The organism is Caminibacter sp., assembly GCF_053999135.1.
The window spans coordinates 1-17,264 of record NZ_JBMXVQ010000015.1 but is presented as its reverse complement, the minus strand read 5'-3'; the positions used below and the strand labels follow the sequence as shown (position 1 = coordinate 17,264).

Sequence of the window (17,264 nt, the reverse complement as noted above, 5' to 3'; positions counted from 1 at the left end):
ATTTTGTTTTTGTTGTTAAGCTCTTTTGCAATTGCTTCGTATCCTTCTTCTTTTAAGGATTTATCAAGTTTTCTAACCGTACTTTTTGGCGTTATGCCGTGTTTTTTATTATATTCTTTCTGTTTTATACGTCTTGATATGGTGGTTTTGATGGCTCTGTACATCGAGCCTGTGATTTTGTCTTTTATTTTTTCAAGCACTTCAAGGTCATCGTCAAGTACTATAGGCTTTTCGATTTTACCTGCAAACATCAAAACACGCCCGTTAACGTTTCTAGCAGCTCTTCCCATGGTTTGAATAAGGCTCGTTTCACTTCTTAAAAATCCTTCCTTGTCAGCGTCAAGTATCGCTACCATACTTACTTCCGGTAAATCAAGACCTTCTCTTAGGAGGTTAATACCGATTAACATATCAAATTCCCCCGGACGTAGTCCTCTTATTATTTCGTTTCTCTCAACCACATCGATGTCGCTGTGCATGTATTTGACTTTCAGTCCCATTTCAAGATAATATTTTTGAAGCTCTTCGGCCATTTTTTTTGTAAGGGTCGTAACAAGCACTTTTTCGCCTCTTTTTATAACCTCTTTTGCCCTGTCATAGAGTGTGGCTACCTGGTTTTGGCTTGGCAAAAGCTCAACAACCGGGTCAAGAAGACCTGTCGGACGAATAATCTGCTCGGCTACGCAGGTTGAAATATTAAGCTCATATTCCCCCGGGGTTGCCGATACAAAAAGATAATGAGGCGCTTTATTTATAAATTCATCAAACTTATAAGGCCTGTTATCAAGCGCGCTTGGAAGCCTGAAACCGTATTCCACAAGTACTTCTTTTCTGGCTCTGTCTCCGTTATACATTCCTCTAAACTGCGGCAGACTTACATGGCTTTCATCCACGATTACAAGATACGGTTTTCCTTTTATCTCAAAATAATCAAGTAAAGAATAAGGAGTTTCTCCCGGTTTTTTACCTGTTAAGTGTCTTGCGTAGTTTTCAATTCCTTTGCATGTACCAGTGGTTTCAAGCATTTCTAAATCAAATTCGGTTCTTTGTTTAAGGCGCTGGTATTCAATTATTTTGCCTTGCTTTTCAAATTCCTGTAATCTTTCCTGAAGTTCTTTTTCAATGGAATTTATAGCTTCTGCCAGACGGTTTTGACCTACTATGAATTGATTTGCGGCATAAATTGTTATCTCTTTGAGGTCTTGTAGTTTTTCATTTGTCATATAGTCAATCGTATAAATTCTGTCTATCTCATCTCCGAAAAATTCTACTCTAATTACGTCATCTTCGAAGTATGTCGGGAATATGTCAATTACTTCTCCCTGGACTCTGAAATTTCCCCTCTCAAAGTATTTATCATTTCTGGTATATCCCATGGATAATAATCTAAGCATAAATTCCCGCTGGTTGATTTCATCCCCTACGGCTATTTTTGCAACCATTTTTTTGTATTCAACTGGGTTACCCAGCCCGTAAAGGGCAGAAACGGAAGCTACTACTATTACATCGTCGTATTCTAATAAACTGGCAGTAGCGCTTACTCTTAGTCTTTCAAGTTCTGCGTTGATTGAGCTGTCTTTTTCAATAAACAAATCCTGCCTTGGAAGATAGGCTTCGGGCTGATAATAATCGTAATAACTTATAAAATATTCTACATGGTTTTGAGGGAAAAACTCTTTAAATTCACTGTAAAGCTGAGCGGCAAGGGTTTTGTTGTGTGTTAGTATTAAAGTCGGGATTTGCAGCTTTTCTATAATATTTGCCATAGTAAACGTTTTTCCGCTTCCCGTAACCCCTATTAACGTATTATATCGGCTTCCTTTTTTTATACAATTACTCAGTTTTTCGATAGCCTGAGGCTGGTCTCCTGTTGGTTTGAAGTTGGAATTTAATTTGAACAAAACTCTCCTTTTTATTATAATTATATCAAATCTAATAAAAAGGGGAAAAGTATGGATTTACTTTCTAAATTAAACGAAAAAATTGACGGGCTTATAAAAAAATATGAAGCTTTACAAGAAGAAAACGCAAAATTAAATAATGAACTTAGCAATCTTAAAAACACTCTTGAGGAAAAAGAGCTTGAACTGCTTGAATGTAAGGAAAATATGGCTTTAAAAGAGCTTGAACTTGAAGAGGTTCTGGCTAAAATAGAAGCTATTCTCGGAAAATAATGAAAAAAATATCTGTTTCTATAATGGGAGAAAAATTTGAATTGGAGCTTGAAGACGAATTTTTTGAATTTGTAAAAGAGGACCTTTTTAAACTTCAAAATCCAACTCCAAAAGATCTTCTTTTTTTGATTTTACAAAAAAATAAAGAACAGTTTGAAACTATAAAGGAAATAAATTCTATTTTAAACAAAATAGACCAAGCCTGACTTTTTTCTTTCTGTCAAAAGGTGTTAAAATTATGAAAAAATATTATGGATTTACTCTTGTAGAGTTGGTTTTTGTTATAGTTATTTTGGGAATATTGGCTTCAATTGCAGTTCCAAAACTTGTAGCTACCAGGGATGATGCAAAAATTTCTGTAATGGCGAATAATATCCAAACCGCAAAAGGTGAAATAGCCTCTTATTTTGTTTCAAAAGGAAGTTTTGAAACAAACGCTTCTAAAATGTCCAATATTATTAATGAGTATGAAAAAAGTGGAGAAGCGGTTAACAGTGTGTCTGATAAAACTACTATATTCAAAACCGATAACGGAGGCGTTTTGGAAGAGTGTATAAAATTTGACTGGAGTGATAATAAAAATCTTGTTATTTCCCATCAAAGCGGAAACGGGGATATCTGTAAAGGCGTCAAATCTTTCGTAAAAAGCGCAACATTCGCTATTAAAGGCGAAGGGATTAGTTATTAAAAGCTTTAGTCTTATCGAGCTTGTGTTTGTTATTGTGATTTTAGGTATTTTAACTTCCGTGGCTCTTCCTAAATTGATGTTAAGCCGCGATGATGCTATAATGACAAAAGCTAAAATGCAGATATCGGCGGTTCGTGTTGGGATATCTCAGTTATATTCAAAAAATATTCTAAAAGGTCTGGATACATGTCCTGAGTTGGAAAAAGATGATAATACCCTTTTTTTTGAAGGGGTTTTATCAAACGGTTTGTCAAACGAAGATTCTATTTTATGGGAATTAAAAGAAGACGGAGATAAAAAAACGTTATATAAACTTACGATAGGAAAGAGGAGCTGCGATTTTGTATATGATAAAAATTCTTCAAGAAACTGCAGGTTTTACTGTAAAAAAAACGAATTGTGCGAAGAGCTTGGGAAATGAGATATTACGAAATAGCAATACTTAACACCCCAAATATTTTCACATATCAATCAAAAAATATATATTCTAAAGGCGACGTTGTTGAAGTGCCTGTTAAAAATACTATCAAACAGGGTATTGTTTTAAAAGAAACAAAAAAGCCTGATTTTGAATGTAAGGACATTATCAATAAGATTTATAAATTTAATGAAAAATATATGAAAATCATGGAATTTATAAGTTATTATTATTTTTCTTCAATAGGAGAGGCTGCCGGGCTTTTTTATTTTATTGAGGGTAAAAAAGAAGAAGCTTTTTTAAAATTCACAACCGATATAAATCTAACCCAAAAGCAAAAAGAGGCTTTAAAATTTTTAGAAAAAAATCAGGTTTCCATTCTTTTTGGAGATACCGGAAGCGGTAAGACGGAAATATATATAAAGCTAATCGCTAAAACCCTAAATGAAGGAAAAGAGGCTCTTTTTTTACTGCCCGAAATTGCCATAACTTCCCAGATGGAAAAAAGACTTAAAAAATATTTCGGAGATTCTCTGGCTATATGGCACAGTAAGATTACAAAAAAGAAAAAAGAAGAGATATTAAAAGGTTTAAAAGAAGGAAAAATAAAAATAATAGCGGGGGCTAGGAGTGCTCTGTTTTTACCGTTTAATGATTTAGGGCTTATAATTGTTGACGAAGAGCATGACGACAGCTATAAAAGCGAGCAGACTCCAAAGTATAACGCAAAAGACTTGGCAATATATTTTTCAAAAGTTTTAGGCTCAAAAGTGGTGCTTGGGAGTGCTACGCCTCTTGTAAGTGATTTGTATAAATTCCCTCATTTCAGACTTAAAGGCACTTTTTACAATACCAAAAAAATGAGACATTTCAGAGAAAATTTTGACGAATTTACTATAAATAAAATAAGAGAAAAACTAAGAGAAAAAAAACAGATAATCGTTTTTGTACCTACACGCGCCCATTTTAAATATATGATATGTAAATCTTGCGGTGAAGCGATAAAATGTAAATACTGCGATGTGGCTATGAGTTTACATAAAGATAAAAGAGCCCTGAAATGCCATTATTGTAATTATGCTCAGCCTATTCCCAATATCTGTCCGAGCTGTGGCGGAGATGAGTTTTTAAACGAAAGAAAAGGTACAAGCGAAATAGCGGAAGAATTGAAAGAAATCTTCCCTGAAGCCGTAATAGAAAAATTTGACAGAGATATTGTAACTTCAAAAAGCAGAATTGATAAACTGCTAAAACGTTTTTCAAATAAAGAAATCGATATTCTGGTAGGGACTCAGATGCTTGCCAAAGGTCATGATTATCCGGATGTGGCGTTAAGTATAGTTTTGGATATAGATTTTATATTAAATTCCGCAGATTACAGGGCAAGGGAGAGGGCATTTTCTTTAGCCAGGCAGGTTGAGGGTAGGGCCGGAAGAAAAGAGGATGGAGAAGTTATAATTCAGACTCTAAATGCCGATTTTTTTGATAAAAGCTATGAAGAATTTTACAATGAAGAAATAGAGTTTAGAAAAGATTTGGGATATCCTCCTTTTAACAGGCTGTGTAAAATAGAGTTTAGCGATAAGAAAAAAGAAGTGGCAAAAGAGAATATGGAAAAATTTTTGAAATGTATTGGGCAAAAAGAGGAATTGATAGGCTTTGGGGAGGCCCCAATTTTTAAACTTCAAAATAAATTCAGATTTCAGGTCCTTTTTAAAGGAAAAAATCTCCAAAAAATTATTTATCCATGTATTGATTTAAAGTCGGCAAAAGCCGATATGGACCCTGTCAGTTTTATTTGACATCTTTATTAAATTTTTCAGGGTCTACGGCAACTCTGTAATTTGGGTCGTCTTCTTCATAAGTACAGTAAGGCCCGGCTGTTTTTAACAGTTTTTTACACTCATGACTTAAATGTCTGATGGTGAGTTTTTTACCCGCTTCAAGGTATTTTTTTGTGATTTTATCAATCGCTTCAACTCCGCTTGAGTCCATAACTCTTACGTTTTTAAAGTCCATTACGACTTCATTCGGGTCGCCTTTAACGTCAAAACTTTCAAGGAAACTTCTGGTACTTCCGAAAAACAGAGGTCCTTCAAATTCATATATTTTTTTATTGCCTTCCATTCTTGTTTTGAAATATACTTTTGCGTGTTTCCATGCAAATACAAGGGCAGAAATTATAACACCGCTTATAACGGCTACTGCCAGGTCGGTGAAAATAGTAATAAGAGTAGTTACTATTAAGACAAATGCGTCTTCTTTTGGCATTCTTCTTATCTTATCAATGCTTGCCCATTCAAATGTCGCGATACTTACCATAAACATAATACCTATCAGTACGGCAAGAGGGATTTTTTCAATCCACTGAGATAAAAAGACCACAAAAAGAATTATTAAAACCGCAGCCGTAATACCTGATAGTCTTCCGCGTCCTCCGGATGTATGGTTAATAATAGTCTGACCAATCATAGCGCATCCCGCCATTCCTCCAAACATTCCGCTAACGGCATTTCCCACACCAAGAGCTTTTGCCTCTTTATTTCCGTTACCTCTCTCACCGCTCATCTCTTCTAAAACTTCAAGCGTTAAAAGTGATTCGATAAGCCCAACAAGAGCGATTATTATTGAATATGGAAGCACGGCTTTTATCACTTCAAAATTCCAAGGAACCTCAGGCAGGTGAAAAGATGGAAACTCTCCTTTTATGTGTGCTAAATCCCCGATTGTTTTGGTATCCAGATGAAACAGCCATACAATAGCGGTAATTACGATTATAGCTCCAAGTCCTGCCGGAATTGCTTTTGTATATTTTGGGAGAAAATACATAATAGCCATCGTAAGTGCTACCAGGATATAAATTATATAGCTCTCCCCTTTAAAAAACTGAAGCTGAGAGTATGCGATAACAATAGCAAGCCCGTTTACGAATCCGTAAACCACAGGCATAGGTACCAGACGAATGAATTTGGCAAATCCCAAAATACCGATTATCAGCTGAATAAGGCCTGCTAAGACTGCGGCTACGTACAGGTATTCCACTCCGTATTTTTGAACAAGTGCCACCACTACTACAGCCACACTCCCCGCAGCACCGCTAATCATTCCGGGTTTTCCTCCAAAAGCCGCGGCAATAAGTCCTAAAATAAATGCGGTATATAATCCTATTACCGGAGATACTCCGGCTACAAAACTAAATGCGATAACTTCCGGAATAAGTGCAATTGATACTACAATTCCCGCTAAAACATCGTTTTTAACGTTTTTTGAGTTATAATTTTGTAAAATTTTAGAAAACAAGTATAATCCTTTATAGATTTTTAAGGCGCGAATTATACCATAATTAAAGGAATTAAATGTTTGAAAAAAAAGGCGAATATTTTACCGATAAAGACGAAGAGTTTTTAAAGAAAAGCGATTTGGTGATTTTTTATAACACAGAGCCTAAAAAGTTTGTAAAAGATTATGTTGTTATGGGAGGAAAAGAAGAGTTTTCAAAAGTTGATATTCCAAAAGCCTCAAAAAAACTGCCTCTTTTACTGGCAAGACTTGCTTATGTTTTTGAAATATATGATGAAAATTTAAAAGAAGATATGGATTTTGAAGATTTTGTTGAGGTTGTTTTAAAATCCGTCAGAGTTAAAAAAGAGATACAAAATCATGATACAACGTTGGAAGAAGTGGCCGGAGTTTTGTATCTTATGGACAATGCCGAAAAAATAAGCGTAATTATCGGTGAGGTTGATGAAGAAGAGATGGAAAACCTGCTTAGCTTTCTTAAAATGTTTGAGAGTAAAGTTGGAATTTTTAGCAAAAACAAAATTGATTTAGATTTTGAATTTTACGGAATATAAGGAGAGGAAATGGATTATTTGTTAAATACTTACACAAGATTTGACGTAGCTTTTGTTAGAGGAGAAAACGCGACGCTTTGGGACAGGGATGAAAATGATTATATTGACTTTACAAGCGGTATTGGAGTTGTGAGTGTCGGACATGCGAATGTAAGACTCGCAAACGCAATATGCGACCAGGCAAACAGAATTATTCATATCTCAAATCTTTTTAGAATTCCACCTCAAGAGAAACTGGCTGAAATGCTGATTGTAAGAAGCCCTATGGAAGAAGGGGGAGTGTTTTTTTGTAATTCTGGAGCGGAAGCCAATGAAACGGCACTTAAAATTGCCAGAAAATACGGAGAAGTAAACGGAGAGATTAAAAGATATAAAGTAATTACGCTTGAAAATTCGTTTCACGGAAGAACCATATCTACTCTAAAAGCAACGGGACAGCCGAAATTTCATCAATATTTCGGGCCTTTTCCAGACGGATTTGATTATGCAAAAGATATTGATGATATTTATAATAAAATAGACGATAAAACGATTGCCGTTATGATTGAACTTATTCAGGGGGAGGGAGGAGTTAATCCATTCGATATAGAAAAAGTTCAAAAGCTTGAAAAAGAACTTAGAAAAAGAGATATTTTATTAATAGTTGATGAGGTTCAAACGGGAATATACAGAACGGGTGAATTTTTAGCCAGCAATCTTTATGATATTACCCCCGATATTATAACCCTTGCCAAAGGTTTAGGCGGCGGAGTTCCTATCGGGGCCGTATTGACGTCTCTTACGGATGTATTAAAACCAGGAGACCATGGAAGCACGTTTGGGGGTAATTATCTCTCAACAAGAGCGGGAATAGAGGTTTTATCTATTTTAGATGAATATTATAAAAGCGGACAGCTTAAAGAGACTATTGAATATTTTGACAATAAACTGGTGGAAATTGCCAAAGAATTTCCAAATCTTTTCGACAGCGTCAGCGGTTACGGGCTTATGAAAGCCTTAAAAGCCCATACGCCTGAAATTAGAGACGAAGTTGTTAAAAAATGTTTTGAAAACAGAGTGCTTGTATTAAAAGCCGGTGAGAAGTCTGTAAGATTTCTGCCTCCACTTACCATTACCCAAGCGGAAATGGACGAAGGCTTTGACAGAATGAAAAATGCCCTAAGGGATATTAATTGAGAAAATTAATATTTCTTTTTCCTTTTATTTTATATGCGGGGATACTCAGCGAGTTGAAACAAAAAGAGATGGATATTGATTCTTTAAAATCAGTTAAAGATTCTATTGAAACTAAACGAAGCTGGATTAATCCCGTTACTTTAAAATATTCTTATTCCAAAAGTAATACCGGTAATATAACTTCAAAAACCCATTTATATACAATTTCGGTAAATCAGCCCATTTTCAAAAGCGGGGCTATATATTATTCCATAAAATATGGGGATTTGTCTAAAAATTATAATCTAAAACAGATTGAGCTTAAAAAAAGAGAGCTTATAAAAAGAGCTTATGATTTGGTATATGATTACAGAATTTCAAAAATAAATGAAAAAGTTTTAGAATTAAAAATTGAAAACGCAAGAATTGACGTTAAAAGAAAAAAAGAGGCTTTTTTAAGCGGTACGGGGGACAGTTCGTTACTTGACAACGCTATTTTGAATTTAAATAATTTAAAACTCTCTTTAGAAGATATAAAACAAAACGAACTGCAATTAAAATATTCTTTTTCTAATTTGTCGGATTTAGATATAAAAAAAGTAAAACTGCCTGATTTGATTCTTATTTCGAAAAATAAATATTTAAACGAACATCTAGAACTTAAATCTCAAAAATTATATGAAAAGATAAAAAATTCTCTTTATAAAATGCAGGTGGGAAACCAGCTTTTTACCGTAAGTTTGAAAGGTAGTATTAATTATCAAAAAATAAAAACGGATTTGTCAGTTTCTAAAGAGAATTATTATACGGCTGGAATGAGCGTTTCTTTACCTTTAGATGTAAATTCAAAAGTAAAAATAGAAAAAGCCAAGCTTGATTATCTTAAATCTAAATATCTTCTTAAAGATAAAAAAAGAGAAATTATTAACGAATATAAAAAAAATTTAGCTCAAATTTTTTCTCTGAAGAAAAAACTTAAAATTTATGATGAAAATATTAAAATTTATGAAAATCTTATCTATTCCACCGAAGAATCGATTAAAGCCGGTAATGCTACTTATCTTGATTTAGAAGTTTTAGAAAATTCTAAAAAAGCAGCTGTGTTAAATAAAGAGATAATAAAGCTTCAAATTCAAAAAAAACTTCTTAATCTTTATTATAAATTAGTTTCTTTTAGTAACAGATGACTTTTTTTGTCTTATTTTTCTCTCATGCAGATTATAAGATTTTGTTATAATGAATAAAATTTTATTAAAGGGGCAAAATGAAAGTGGATGTTTTAATAATTGGTGCAGGTGGAGCGGGGCTTTATGCCGCTCTTAGCGCCGTTAAAGAAAATAAAGATTTGGATATTGCAGTACTTACAAAAGTTTATCCTACACGTTCACATACAGGTGCCGCTCAGGGTGGTATTAATGCTGCATTGGCAAATGTTGACCCGACGGATAACGAAGAACTTCATACGTTTGATACGGTAAAAGGCAGTGATTATTTAGCCGACCAGGAAGCTGTTAAATATATGTGTTATGAAGCTCCGAAAATTATAAGAGCGATGGAACATATGGGAGTTCCTTTTAGTAGGCTTAACAACGGAAAAATAGCTCAAAGACCTTTTGGCGGGGCAAGTAAGGACAGGACCTGTTACAGTGCGGATAAAATGGGGCATGTAATGCTTCATACTTTATATGAGCAGTGTATAAAAGAGGGTGTAAACTTTTTAAACGAATGGTTTATGTTAAATATTGTTCATAACGGAAGAAGAGTTATAGGCGTTACGGCTATTAATATTGCAACAGGGGAAGTTGAACTTATTAAAACAAAAGCAATAATCCTGGCAACCGGAGGTCACAGCAGAATTTATTGGGGATATACTTCAAATGCTCTTGGCTGTACGGGAGACGGAACTGCCGCAGCGCTTAGGGCCGGACTTCCACTAAAAGATATGGAATTTTTACAATTTCACCCTACAGGTCTTAGGAAATCGGCTATCTTAGTATCTGAAGCCGCAAGAGGAGAGGGAGGACATCTTATTAATTCTCTTGGGGAAAGATTTATGAGTAAATACGCTTCTGAAAAGATGGAACTAGGTCCAAGGGATTTGGTTAGTAGAAGTATTATGATGGAAATCAGAGAGGGAAGAGGTTTTAAAGATGAAGAAGGAAGAGAATATGTTCATCTTGATTTAACTCATTTAGGTGCTGAAAAAATTAAAAAAAGACTTCCTCAAATTAGAGAACTTGCAATAGATTTTGAAGGAATTGACCCTATAAAAGAACCTATACCTGTCAAACCTACGGCTCACTATGCAATGGGTGGAATTCATACGAACGTAAAATGTGAAACGCCAATTGAAGGAATATACGCTGCAGGTGAGGCTCAATGTGTAAGCGTTCACGGAGCAAACAGACTTGGAGGAAATTCTCTTCTTGATATAGTGGTTTTCGGGAATATAGCAGGTAAAGAGGCAGTAAGATATGCTGAAGCTACCGATTTTGCAAGAGGCGGAGCAGATAAACTTGAAGATGACGTTAAATTTATTACAGAACTTATGAACAGAGAATCAAAAGAGACGTTAGGCGACCTTAGAGACGAACTTGGTGAAATTATGTTTAAACATTTTGGTGTATTTAAAAATGAAAAAGAGATGCAAGAAGGATATTCAAAACTTAAAAATTTAATAGACAGAGCGCATAAAAATCTTGGTGTGGAAGATAAATCAAAAGTATTTAATCTCGATTTACAGGCAACTCTTGAATTTTTCAATCTGCTTGAAATTGCAGATGTATTAGCATATGCCTCACTTCAAAGAAAAGAAAGTAGGGGTAGTTTTTACATAGACGATTATCCTAAAAGAGATGATGGGAATTTCTTATATCATTCAATGATTACTAAAAACAGTGATGGAAGTTTTAATTATGATAAAGGTGAAGTGGATTTAAGCCTTTATGAACCGGCTGAAAGAAAATATTAATATCAATGTAAAATGGACAATGGAAAATTGAAAATGAAATTTTACATTTTACATTGTAAAATTGTCCATTGTTTTTGGTCTCCCGGGCGGGACTTGAACCCACGACCTTCGGATTAGGAATCCGACGCTCTATCCAACTGAGCTACCGGGAGAATTAATGTAATTATAGCAAATTATATAAATAGACATCAAAGGATGGAGATATGAAAAAAATAAAATATGTAACAAAAGTTAAAAGATATAATCCTGAAACAAAAGAAAATTACTGGCAAGATTTTGAAGTAGAGGTTGAAGATAGTTTAACAGTATTAGAGCTTTTGATGTATATAAAGGATAAAATAGACGCAAGTCTGACTTTTAGAGCTTTTTGTAGAAGTGCTATTTGTGGAAGCTGTGCAATGATTATTAACGGTCGTGCAGGACTTGCTTGTAAAATTCAGGCAAAAGATAAAATTAAAAACGGGGTAATTAAAATTGAGCCTCTCCATCACCTGCCTGTTGTAAAAGATTTAGTGGTAGACCAAGAGCCGGCATTTGAGAAATTTAAAAAAGTTAAGCCTTATCTTATTCCGGATTCAAAAGTTGTACCGGATAATAATAAAGTAGAATCTTTAGTATTACCTGAAGAATTTGCAAGATATGACAAACAAACGGATTGTATTTTATGTATGGCATGTTATGGCCAGTGTAATGCGCTTGAGGGTGATGAAAAATATTTAGGACCTTTTCAATTAACAAAGGTATTTAGATTTATTATGGATACGCGTGACGGAATGGATGTTGAAGAGAGAATAAAACTGGCAGAAGACCATGGAATTTGGGAATGTGTTCAGTGTCAAATGTGTTTAGCGGCTTGTCCTAAAGGTGTAAAACCGGGAGACGATATTTTAGAACTTAGAAGAATTGCAAAAGATACAGGAAAAGAAAATATCGCTACAAGAAGAGCAAAATTCTGGTTTGCAACTGTTTTTGAAACCGGACAGATTGATAAATGGCATCTTCCTGAAGTTGCTTTTGGAGATGAAAAAGGAGAGGCTATTACTGAAAAACTGGAAATTGAATTTAAAAACAGAGGTATGAAAGAAGAAGAGTTTGGTCCTAAACCGTTCCCTGGTATTGAAAAATTTAGAAACTTTATTAAAAAACTTGAAAAGGAACTATAATGAAAAAAATAGGAATTTATCCTGGATGTTGTTTTCAAGGTGCCGATATTCATAACTATGATATAACTACTGATTTTTTAAACAGAATGGGAGTTGAGGGAATACTTCTAGAAAGAGCCGCTTGTTGTGGAGGAGGAGTTATTGATGAAACCAATAAAAAAATAGTTTATGGACTAAACGCTAGAAATATAGCTTTAGCGGAAGAAAAGGGAGTTGATTTATATACTCCTTGTAATACATGCTATATGATTATTGCTAAAACGAAACTGGCACTTGACAGCGACCCTGGACTTAAAGAAAAAATTAATGAAATTTTGGCGGAAGAAGGACTTGAATACAAAGGCACTGCTAAAATTTATCATACGTTAAATCTTATTAGAGATTTTATCGGTATGGATACGTATAAAAGCAAAATACAAAGAAAATTCGAAGGCGTAAAAGTTGCTCCATATTACGGGTGTCATGTATTAGCTCCAAATGAAGTTGCTCTTGATGACCCGGAAAACCCGACAGTCCTTCAAGAAATTTTAAAACCTCTTGGAGTGGAAGTGGTTGAAAGGTATCAAAATGAACAGACGTGTTGCGGATATCATGCAAGATTTACAGACCCAGAACAAAAAGAGAGACTTGCAATAAAACCGCTTGAGGGGGCTAAAGAAGCGGGAGCTGATGTAGTGGCTACTCCGTGTCCTTTATGTCATAAAGCCATGGACGGATATGAAGAACCGATTTTACAAGTTACTCAGCTTATAAACGTTGCCTGCGGTGCTACTCCTAAAGATGCTTTTTGGGATTTAAACAAAACGGAAATAAAAATAAGCTTCTCTTAATCTTCTTTTTTCTTCTTTTTTATCATAATAAGGTATATCATGAGATATGATGTTATTGAAAAAATAGGTGAGGGGAACAGAGGGGAAGTTTATAAGGTAAAGCTTGAAGATGGAACGTTTGCCGCTTTAAAATGGGCTAAAAGTTATAAAATAGACAAAGAGTGGAATATTTTGAATTTTTTAAATGGAAAATATGCCCCAAAACCTATTTTTAGAGGGAAAAAATATTTGGTAATGGAGTTAATCGAAGGTATTCCATTAAAAGAATTAATTGGGACTAAAGATTATTATGTTCTTTTAAAGCAGGCTCTTGAGGGAGCTTATTATTTAGATAGAGCAGGAGTTTTTCATAAACAGCTCGGCAGATATTATCATATTTTAAAAACAGATAAAGGCGCAAGGTTTATAGATTTTGAAAGGTCTGTTTTTAGCGAAAAACCGAGAAATTTTCTTCAGCTTGTTGGTTATTACTTGCAACGGGACGAAAATTTTGATAAAAAAGAGGTGGAAAAAATAGCCGCTATTTATAAAACGAATCCGAAAAACGGATTGTTGAGGATAAAAGATTTGTTTGATGAAATCATTGAAAATAAGTTTTTAGGATAGTTTAATGAAAGAATCTTTTTTTATACAACAATTTAAAAACCGATATATAGGAGATGACGGGGCGGTTTTGAATATATGTGCTAAAAATAGTGTAATAGCCAGTGACAGTTTTTTTGAAAATATTCATTTTAAAAGAGAATGGATGAAATTGGATGAAATTTCTTATAAGGCTTCTTTGGTTAATATAAGTGATATGATAGTTATGAACTCTAAAATAGATTACGCCGTTTTAAATGTGGGTTTTCCAAATACTCTTACGCTTGCCGAAATAAAGTTGTTGGCCGAAGGTTTTAAAAAAGCCGCAAATGAATATGGATATAAGATAATCGGGGGAGATACGATAAAAAGTGATAATATTTCAATATCGGTTACAATGATTGGAAAAAGCAGACGTCCTGTATTTAGAAAAGCTAAAATAGGTGAATTTGTTGCTTTTACCGGAAATCTGGGCAGTGTGGCTAAAGATTTAAAAATACTTTTAAGAGGCGGTAGCGTTTCTAAACGTTCAAAGTTTATAAAACCTGTTTTAAGGGATAAATTTTTTTATAAGGTTTCTAAATATATTACGGCGGCTTGCGATATAAGTGATGGGCTTTTTAAAGAACTTGAAAGAATTTCGGAAGTGTCTTATGTGAATTATAAATTTTTAAAAAAGTTTGATAAAAATATAGGGTGTAGCGGGGAAGAGTATGAAATTTTATTTACATTTCCCAAAAAAAATTTGAAAATAATAAATAATATAGCTAAAATTACAAGAACACCTATAAATATTTTTGCGGTGACTACGCGGGGAAAATATAAAAGCATATGTAAAGAAAACCATTTTTAAGGAAAATTATGAAAGTATTTGCCGATTTGTTTGACAGGGAAATTTTAAAATATACCCTGTTGCCTCTTTTTTTGTCTCTTCTGTTTTGGGGAATTGTCTTTTTCTTTTTTGGTGATGATATTATTACTTTTTTAGGTTCTTATGTTGAAAATGTTCCTTATGGAAATAAAATAAGCGATTTTATACATGGGGCGGGATGGCTCTTTTTGGCAGTGCTTTATTATCTTTTGAGTATTTCTACGCTTGGAGTGTTTTCAAGTTTTTTTATTGATAAAATAATCCTTCATATTAATGAAAAACATTTCAACTGCAAGCCTAGAGAAGTCTCTTTTAAAGATATTTTTTACGGTTTTTGGATTTCCCTTAAATCATTTTTTATCTATTTTATTATTTTTATTTTTACTTTTTGGATTCTTTTTATTCCGGTTGTAAATATTTTTTATCAGCTTTTTATGTGGAGTATTTTGAATAAAAAACCTCTTGTGTTTGACAGTAGTTATTTGTTTTTTGACCCGATAGACATGGAAAAAGAACTTGGAATAAAAGCTTGGATGGTGGTATTTTTAACTTCGGTTGTATATTTTATTCCTGTTATTTCATGGTTTGGTTATACTATCCAGCTTATTTTTATGGCTCATATTGTGCTAAAAAGATGTAACAGCTCTTAATTTGATATAATTATAATAAAAAAGGTTGAGTATGGTATATTCACATGCACCTATTAGTTTTCATTTTAATAAAAACAGCGAAAATTTCGTGGTAGAAGAAATTCCCCTTTATCCTTTTGCTCATACAGGCGAGTGGTTAATGCTGAAAGTCAGAAAAAAAGGGCTTACAACTCCCGAAATGATAAATAAAATATCTTCAAAAACAGGTATTAAAGCCCGTGATATAGGTTATGCCGGGCTTAAAGACAAAGAAGGTATGACCATTCAATGGATAAGCGTCCCAAGAAGGTACAGAGATGAAGTAAATAAATTTGAAGATAAACAGATTAAAATATTAGAGCAGGATTTACACAGAAATAAACTTAAAATCGGTCATTTAAAAGGGAATAAATTTTTTGTAAGACTTAAAAAAGTGCTTCCTGTAGATGCTAAAAAAATTGATAATGTTTTAAAAGAGATAAAAAAATATGGAATACCTAATTTTTTTGGTTATCAAAGATTTGGAAAATTTGGAAATAACTGGGAAGAGGGGAAAGCTATAATAGAAGGCGACAAATTTGTCAAAAACAGAAAACTCGAAAAACTTTTAATAAGCGCCTATCAGTCTAAACTTTTTAATGATTGGCTTAATGAGAGGATTAATCTTAGTAATGTTTTTGATTTAAGTGAAAAAGAGCTTTTAATTGCCGGATATGATAAAGAGCTTATAAAATTTGTAAAATCTCAAAAACATCCTTTTAAACTTCTCCCCGGGGATGTTATGACTCATTATCCTATGGGCAAGTATTTTTATCTTGAAAGTTTGGAAGATACCGACAGGTTTTATAAAAAAGAGATAACAGTAACTGGGCTGTTACCTGGTAAAAAAGTAATCAGGGCAAAAGATAAAGCAAGGGAAATAGAAGAAAAATATGATGAACTTGTCCCAGCTCAGGGTGATAGAAGAATGGCTTGGATTTTTCCTGAAATTCTTGAAAAAAATTATTTAAAAGACTATGCTCAATATGAAATTGTTTTTACCCTTCCAAAAGGGGCTTATGCGACGGTATTAATTGATATTTTAAAAGAAGGGATAAAAGCTTTTAGGGATACAAAATGAGTTTACCGAGACTTGCTACTAGCGTTGCTACATTAACCGCTCTTGTTTTAGCTATAGCAAAGATTATAGTAGGGTTTATGAGCGGAAGCGTTGCTGTTATAGCCAGTGCTCTGGATTCTATTTTGGATATGGTTATATCCATTTTTAATAATATTGCAGTTCGTATTAGTGAAAGCAAACCTAATTATAAGTTTAATTACGGCAAAGGTAAAATAGAAGGACTTGCAGCTCTTTTTGAAGGGCTTTTTATTATTGTAAGTGGTATTTTTATTATTTATGAAGGTATTAAAAAGATTATTTATCACGAAGTTATAAAAGAGATTGATATTTCTATTTATGTGATGCTTTTTTCTATTTTAGCTACCGGAGGACTTGTTACATTTTTATATTATATTGCTAAAAAAACAGACAATTTGATTGTAAAATCAGACCTTTTACACTATAAAACCGACCTTTTGACAAACGGGGCGGTTTTAATTTCTTTAATTATTGTTAAATTTACAGGATTTTATTATCTTGATTTTATATTGTCAATTTTAATTGGGATTTATATTATTAAAGAAGCAAGTGAAATAGTTAAAAACGGTCTTGAAATTTTACTTGATGCTTCCCTGGATTTTAAAACAGTGGAAAAGATAAAAGAGATTATAAAAAAAGAGCCTCTTGTATTAGATTTTCATTGTCTTAGAACCCGTAAGGCTGGAAATAGAAATTTTGTGGACGTACATCTGGTATTGACTCCTGAGATGAAACTTAAGCTTGCACATACAATTGTAGAAAATGTGGAAGAAAAAATCAGAGCTATTGAT

Annotated in this window: 18 protein-coding genes and 1 tRNA gene; 16 read left to right on the top strand and 3 right to left on the bottom strand. The window is 33.5% G+C overall.

Annotated elements, in window-relative coordinates; all coding sequences use genetic code 11:
• A partial coding sequence (uvrB, locus tag ACXJH6_RS00775; protein WP_456469857.1) for an excinuclease ABC subunit UvrB occupies positions 1 to 1,901 on the bottom strand: 1,901 nt, incomplete at its 3' end.
• A 51-nt stretch (positions 1,902 to 1,952) separates the two neighbouring features.
• On the opposite strand from uvrB, the gene ACXJH6_RS00770 reads away from it, so the two are divergent.
• From ACXJH6_RS00770 to ACXJH6_RS00750, 5 genes are read left to right on the top strand one after another with little or no spacing between them, the layout of a single operon-like run.
• Positions 1,953 to 2,174: a hypothetical protein gene (locus tag ACXJH6_RS00770; RefSeq protein WP_456469856.1), complete on the top strand. Its 222-nt coding sequence runs from the start codon at positions 1,953 to 1,955 to the stop codon at positions 2,172 to 2,174.
• Entirely contained in the window at positions 2,174 to 2,380 is a 207-nt protein-coding gene (locus ACXJH6_RS00765; protein ID WP_456469855.1) for a hypothetical protein, read from the top strand. The genes ACXJH6_RS00770 and ACXJH6_RS00765 overlap by 1 nt, the downstream gene beginning before the upstream one ends.
• Positions 2,381 to 2,412: 32 nt before the next feature.
• Positions 2,413 to 2,862, top strand: coding sequence for a type II secretion system protein (locus ACXJH6_RS00760; protein WP_456469854.1), 450 nt, complete (start codon positions 2,413 to 2,415; stop codon positions 2,860 to 2,862).
• A 22-nt stretch (positions 2,863 to 2,884) separates the two neighbouring features.
• Positions 2,885 to 3,283 (top strand): type II secretion system protein, encoded by a 399-nt coding sequence (locus tag ACXJH6_RS00755; RefSeq protein WP_456469853.1) that lies wholly within the window; start codon positions 2,885 to 2,887, stop codon positions 3,281 to 3,283.
• Positions 3,280 to 5,082, top strand: a complete 1,803-nt coding sequence (locus ACXJH6_RS00750) for a primosomal protein N' (RefSeq protein ID WP_456469852.1) — start codon at positions 3,280 to 3,282, stop codon at positions 5,080 to 5,082. The genes ACXJH6_RS00755 and ACXJH6_RS00750 overlap by 4 nt, the downstream gene beginning before the upstream one ends.
• Here ACXJH6_RS00750 and ACXJH6_RS00745 read toward each other — a convergent pair.
• Positions 5,075 to 6,580 carry a SulP family inorganic anion transporter gene (locus tag ACXJH6_RS00745; protein WP_456469851.1) on the bottom strand — a complete coding sequence of 502 codons (1,506 nt, stop codon included), beginning with the start codon at positions 6,578 to 6,580 and terminating at the stop codon, positions 5,075 to 5,077. The genes ACXJH6_RS00750 and ACXJH6_RS00745 overlap by 8 nt on opposite strands.
• A gap of 56 nt (positions 6,581 to 6,636) precedes the next feature.
• On the opposite strand from ACXJH6_RS00745, the gene ACXJH6_RS00740 reads away from it, so the two are divergent.
• The 4 genes from ACXJH6_RS00740 (at position 6,637) to ACXJH6_RS00725 (ending at position 11,260) form a co-directional block, all read left to right on the top strand.
• On the top strand, positions 6,637 to 7,134 hold the full coding sequence (locus ACXJH6_RS00740; protein WP_456469850.1) for a hypothetical protein: 498 nt from the start codon (positions 6,637 to 6,639) through the stop codon (positions 7,132 to 7,134).
• Positions 7,135 to 7,143: 9 nt separating this feature from the next.
• Positions 7,144 to 8,310, top strand: a complete 1,167-nt coding sequence (locus ACXJH6_RS00735) for an aspartate aminotransferase family protein (RefSeq protein ID WP_456469849.1) — start codon at positions 7,144 to 7,146, stop codon at positions 8,308 to 8,310.
• On the top strand, positions 8,307 to 9,476 hold the full coding sequence (locus ACXJH6_RS00730) for a TolC family protein (RefSeq protein ID WP_456469848.1): 1,170 nt from the start codon (positions 8,307 to 8,309) through the stop codon (positions 9,474 to 9,476). Before ACXJH6_RS00735 ends, ACXJH6_RS00730 begins: the two co-directional genes overlap by 4 nt.
• Positions 9,477 to 9,553: 77 nt before the next feature.
• Positions 9,554 to 11,260: an FAD-dependent oxidoreductase gene (locus ACXJH6_RS00725; protein ID WP_456469847.1), complete on the top strand. Its 1,707-nt coding sequence runs from the start codon at positions 9,554 to 9,556 to the stop codon at positions 11,258 to 11,260.
• Positions 11,261 to 11,335: 75 nt separating this feature from the next.
• Here ACXJH6_RS00725 and ACXJH6_RS00720 read toward each other — a convergent pair.
• Positions 11,336 to 11,412, bottom strand: a tRNA-Arg gene (locus tag ACXJH6_RS00720).
• A gap of 51 nt (positions 11,413 to 11,463) precedes the next feature.
• Here ACXJH6_RS00720 and ACXJH6_RS00715 point away from each other — a divergent pair.
• From ACXJH6_RS00715 to ACXJH6_RS00685, 7 genes are all read left to right on the top strand, one after another.
• Positions 11,464 to 12,423, top strand: coding sequence for a succinate dehydrogenase/fumarate reductase iron-sulfur subunit (locus tag ACXJH6_RS00715; protein WP_456469846.1), 960 nt, complete (start codon positions 11,464 to 11,466; stop codon positions 12,421 to 12,423).
• Positions 12,423 to 13,253, top strand: a complete 831-nt coding sequence (locus ACXJH6_RS00710) for a CoB--CoM heterodisulfide reductase iron-sulfur subunit B family protein (protein WP_456469845.1) — start codon at positions 12,423 to 12,425, stop codon at positions 13,251 to 13,253. Before ACXJH6_RS00715 ends, ACXJH6_RS00710 begins: the two co-directional genes overlap by 1 nt.
• A gap of 39 nt (positions 13,254 to 13,292) precedes the next feature.
• A complete protein-coding gene (locus tag ACXJH6_RS00705; RefSeq protein ID WP_456469844.1) occupies positions 13,293 to 13,859 on the top strand; it encodes an RIO1 family regulatory kinase/ATPase domain-containing protein in 567 nt (188 codons plus the stop codon).
• Between the two features lie 4 nt (positions 13,860 to 13,863).
• A complete protein-coding gene (locus ACXJH6_RS00700; RefSeq protein ID WP_456469843.1) occupies positions 13,864 to 14,688 on the top strand; it encodes a thiamine-phosphate kinase in 825 nt (274 codons plus the stop codon).
• 8 nt (positions 14,689 to 14,696) lie between these two features.
• Positions 14,697 to 15,356 carry an EI24 domain-containing protein gene (locus ACXJH6_RS00695; RefSeq protein WP_456469842.1) on the top strand — a complete coding sequence of 220 codons (660 nt, stop codon included), beginning with the start codon at positions 14,697 to 14,699 and terminating at the stop codon, positions 15,354 to 15,356.
• Positions 15,357 to 15,387: 31 nt separating this feature from the next.
• Positions 15,388 to 16,455: a tRNA pseudouridine(13) synthase TruD gene (truD, locus tag ACXJH6_RS00690; RefSeq protein ID WP_456469841.1), complete on the top strand. Its 1,068-nt coding sequence runs from the start codon at positions 15,388 to 15,390 to the stop codon at positions 16,453 to 16,455.
• On the top strand, positions 16,452 to 17,264 hold an 813-nt coding region (locus ACXJH6_RS00685; RefSeq protein ID WP_456469840.1), incomplete at its 3' end, for a cation diffusion facilitator family transporter. The genes truD and ACXJH6_RS00685, both read left to right, overlap by 4 nt.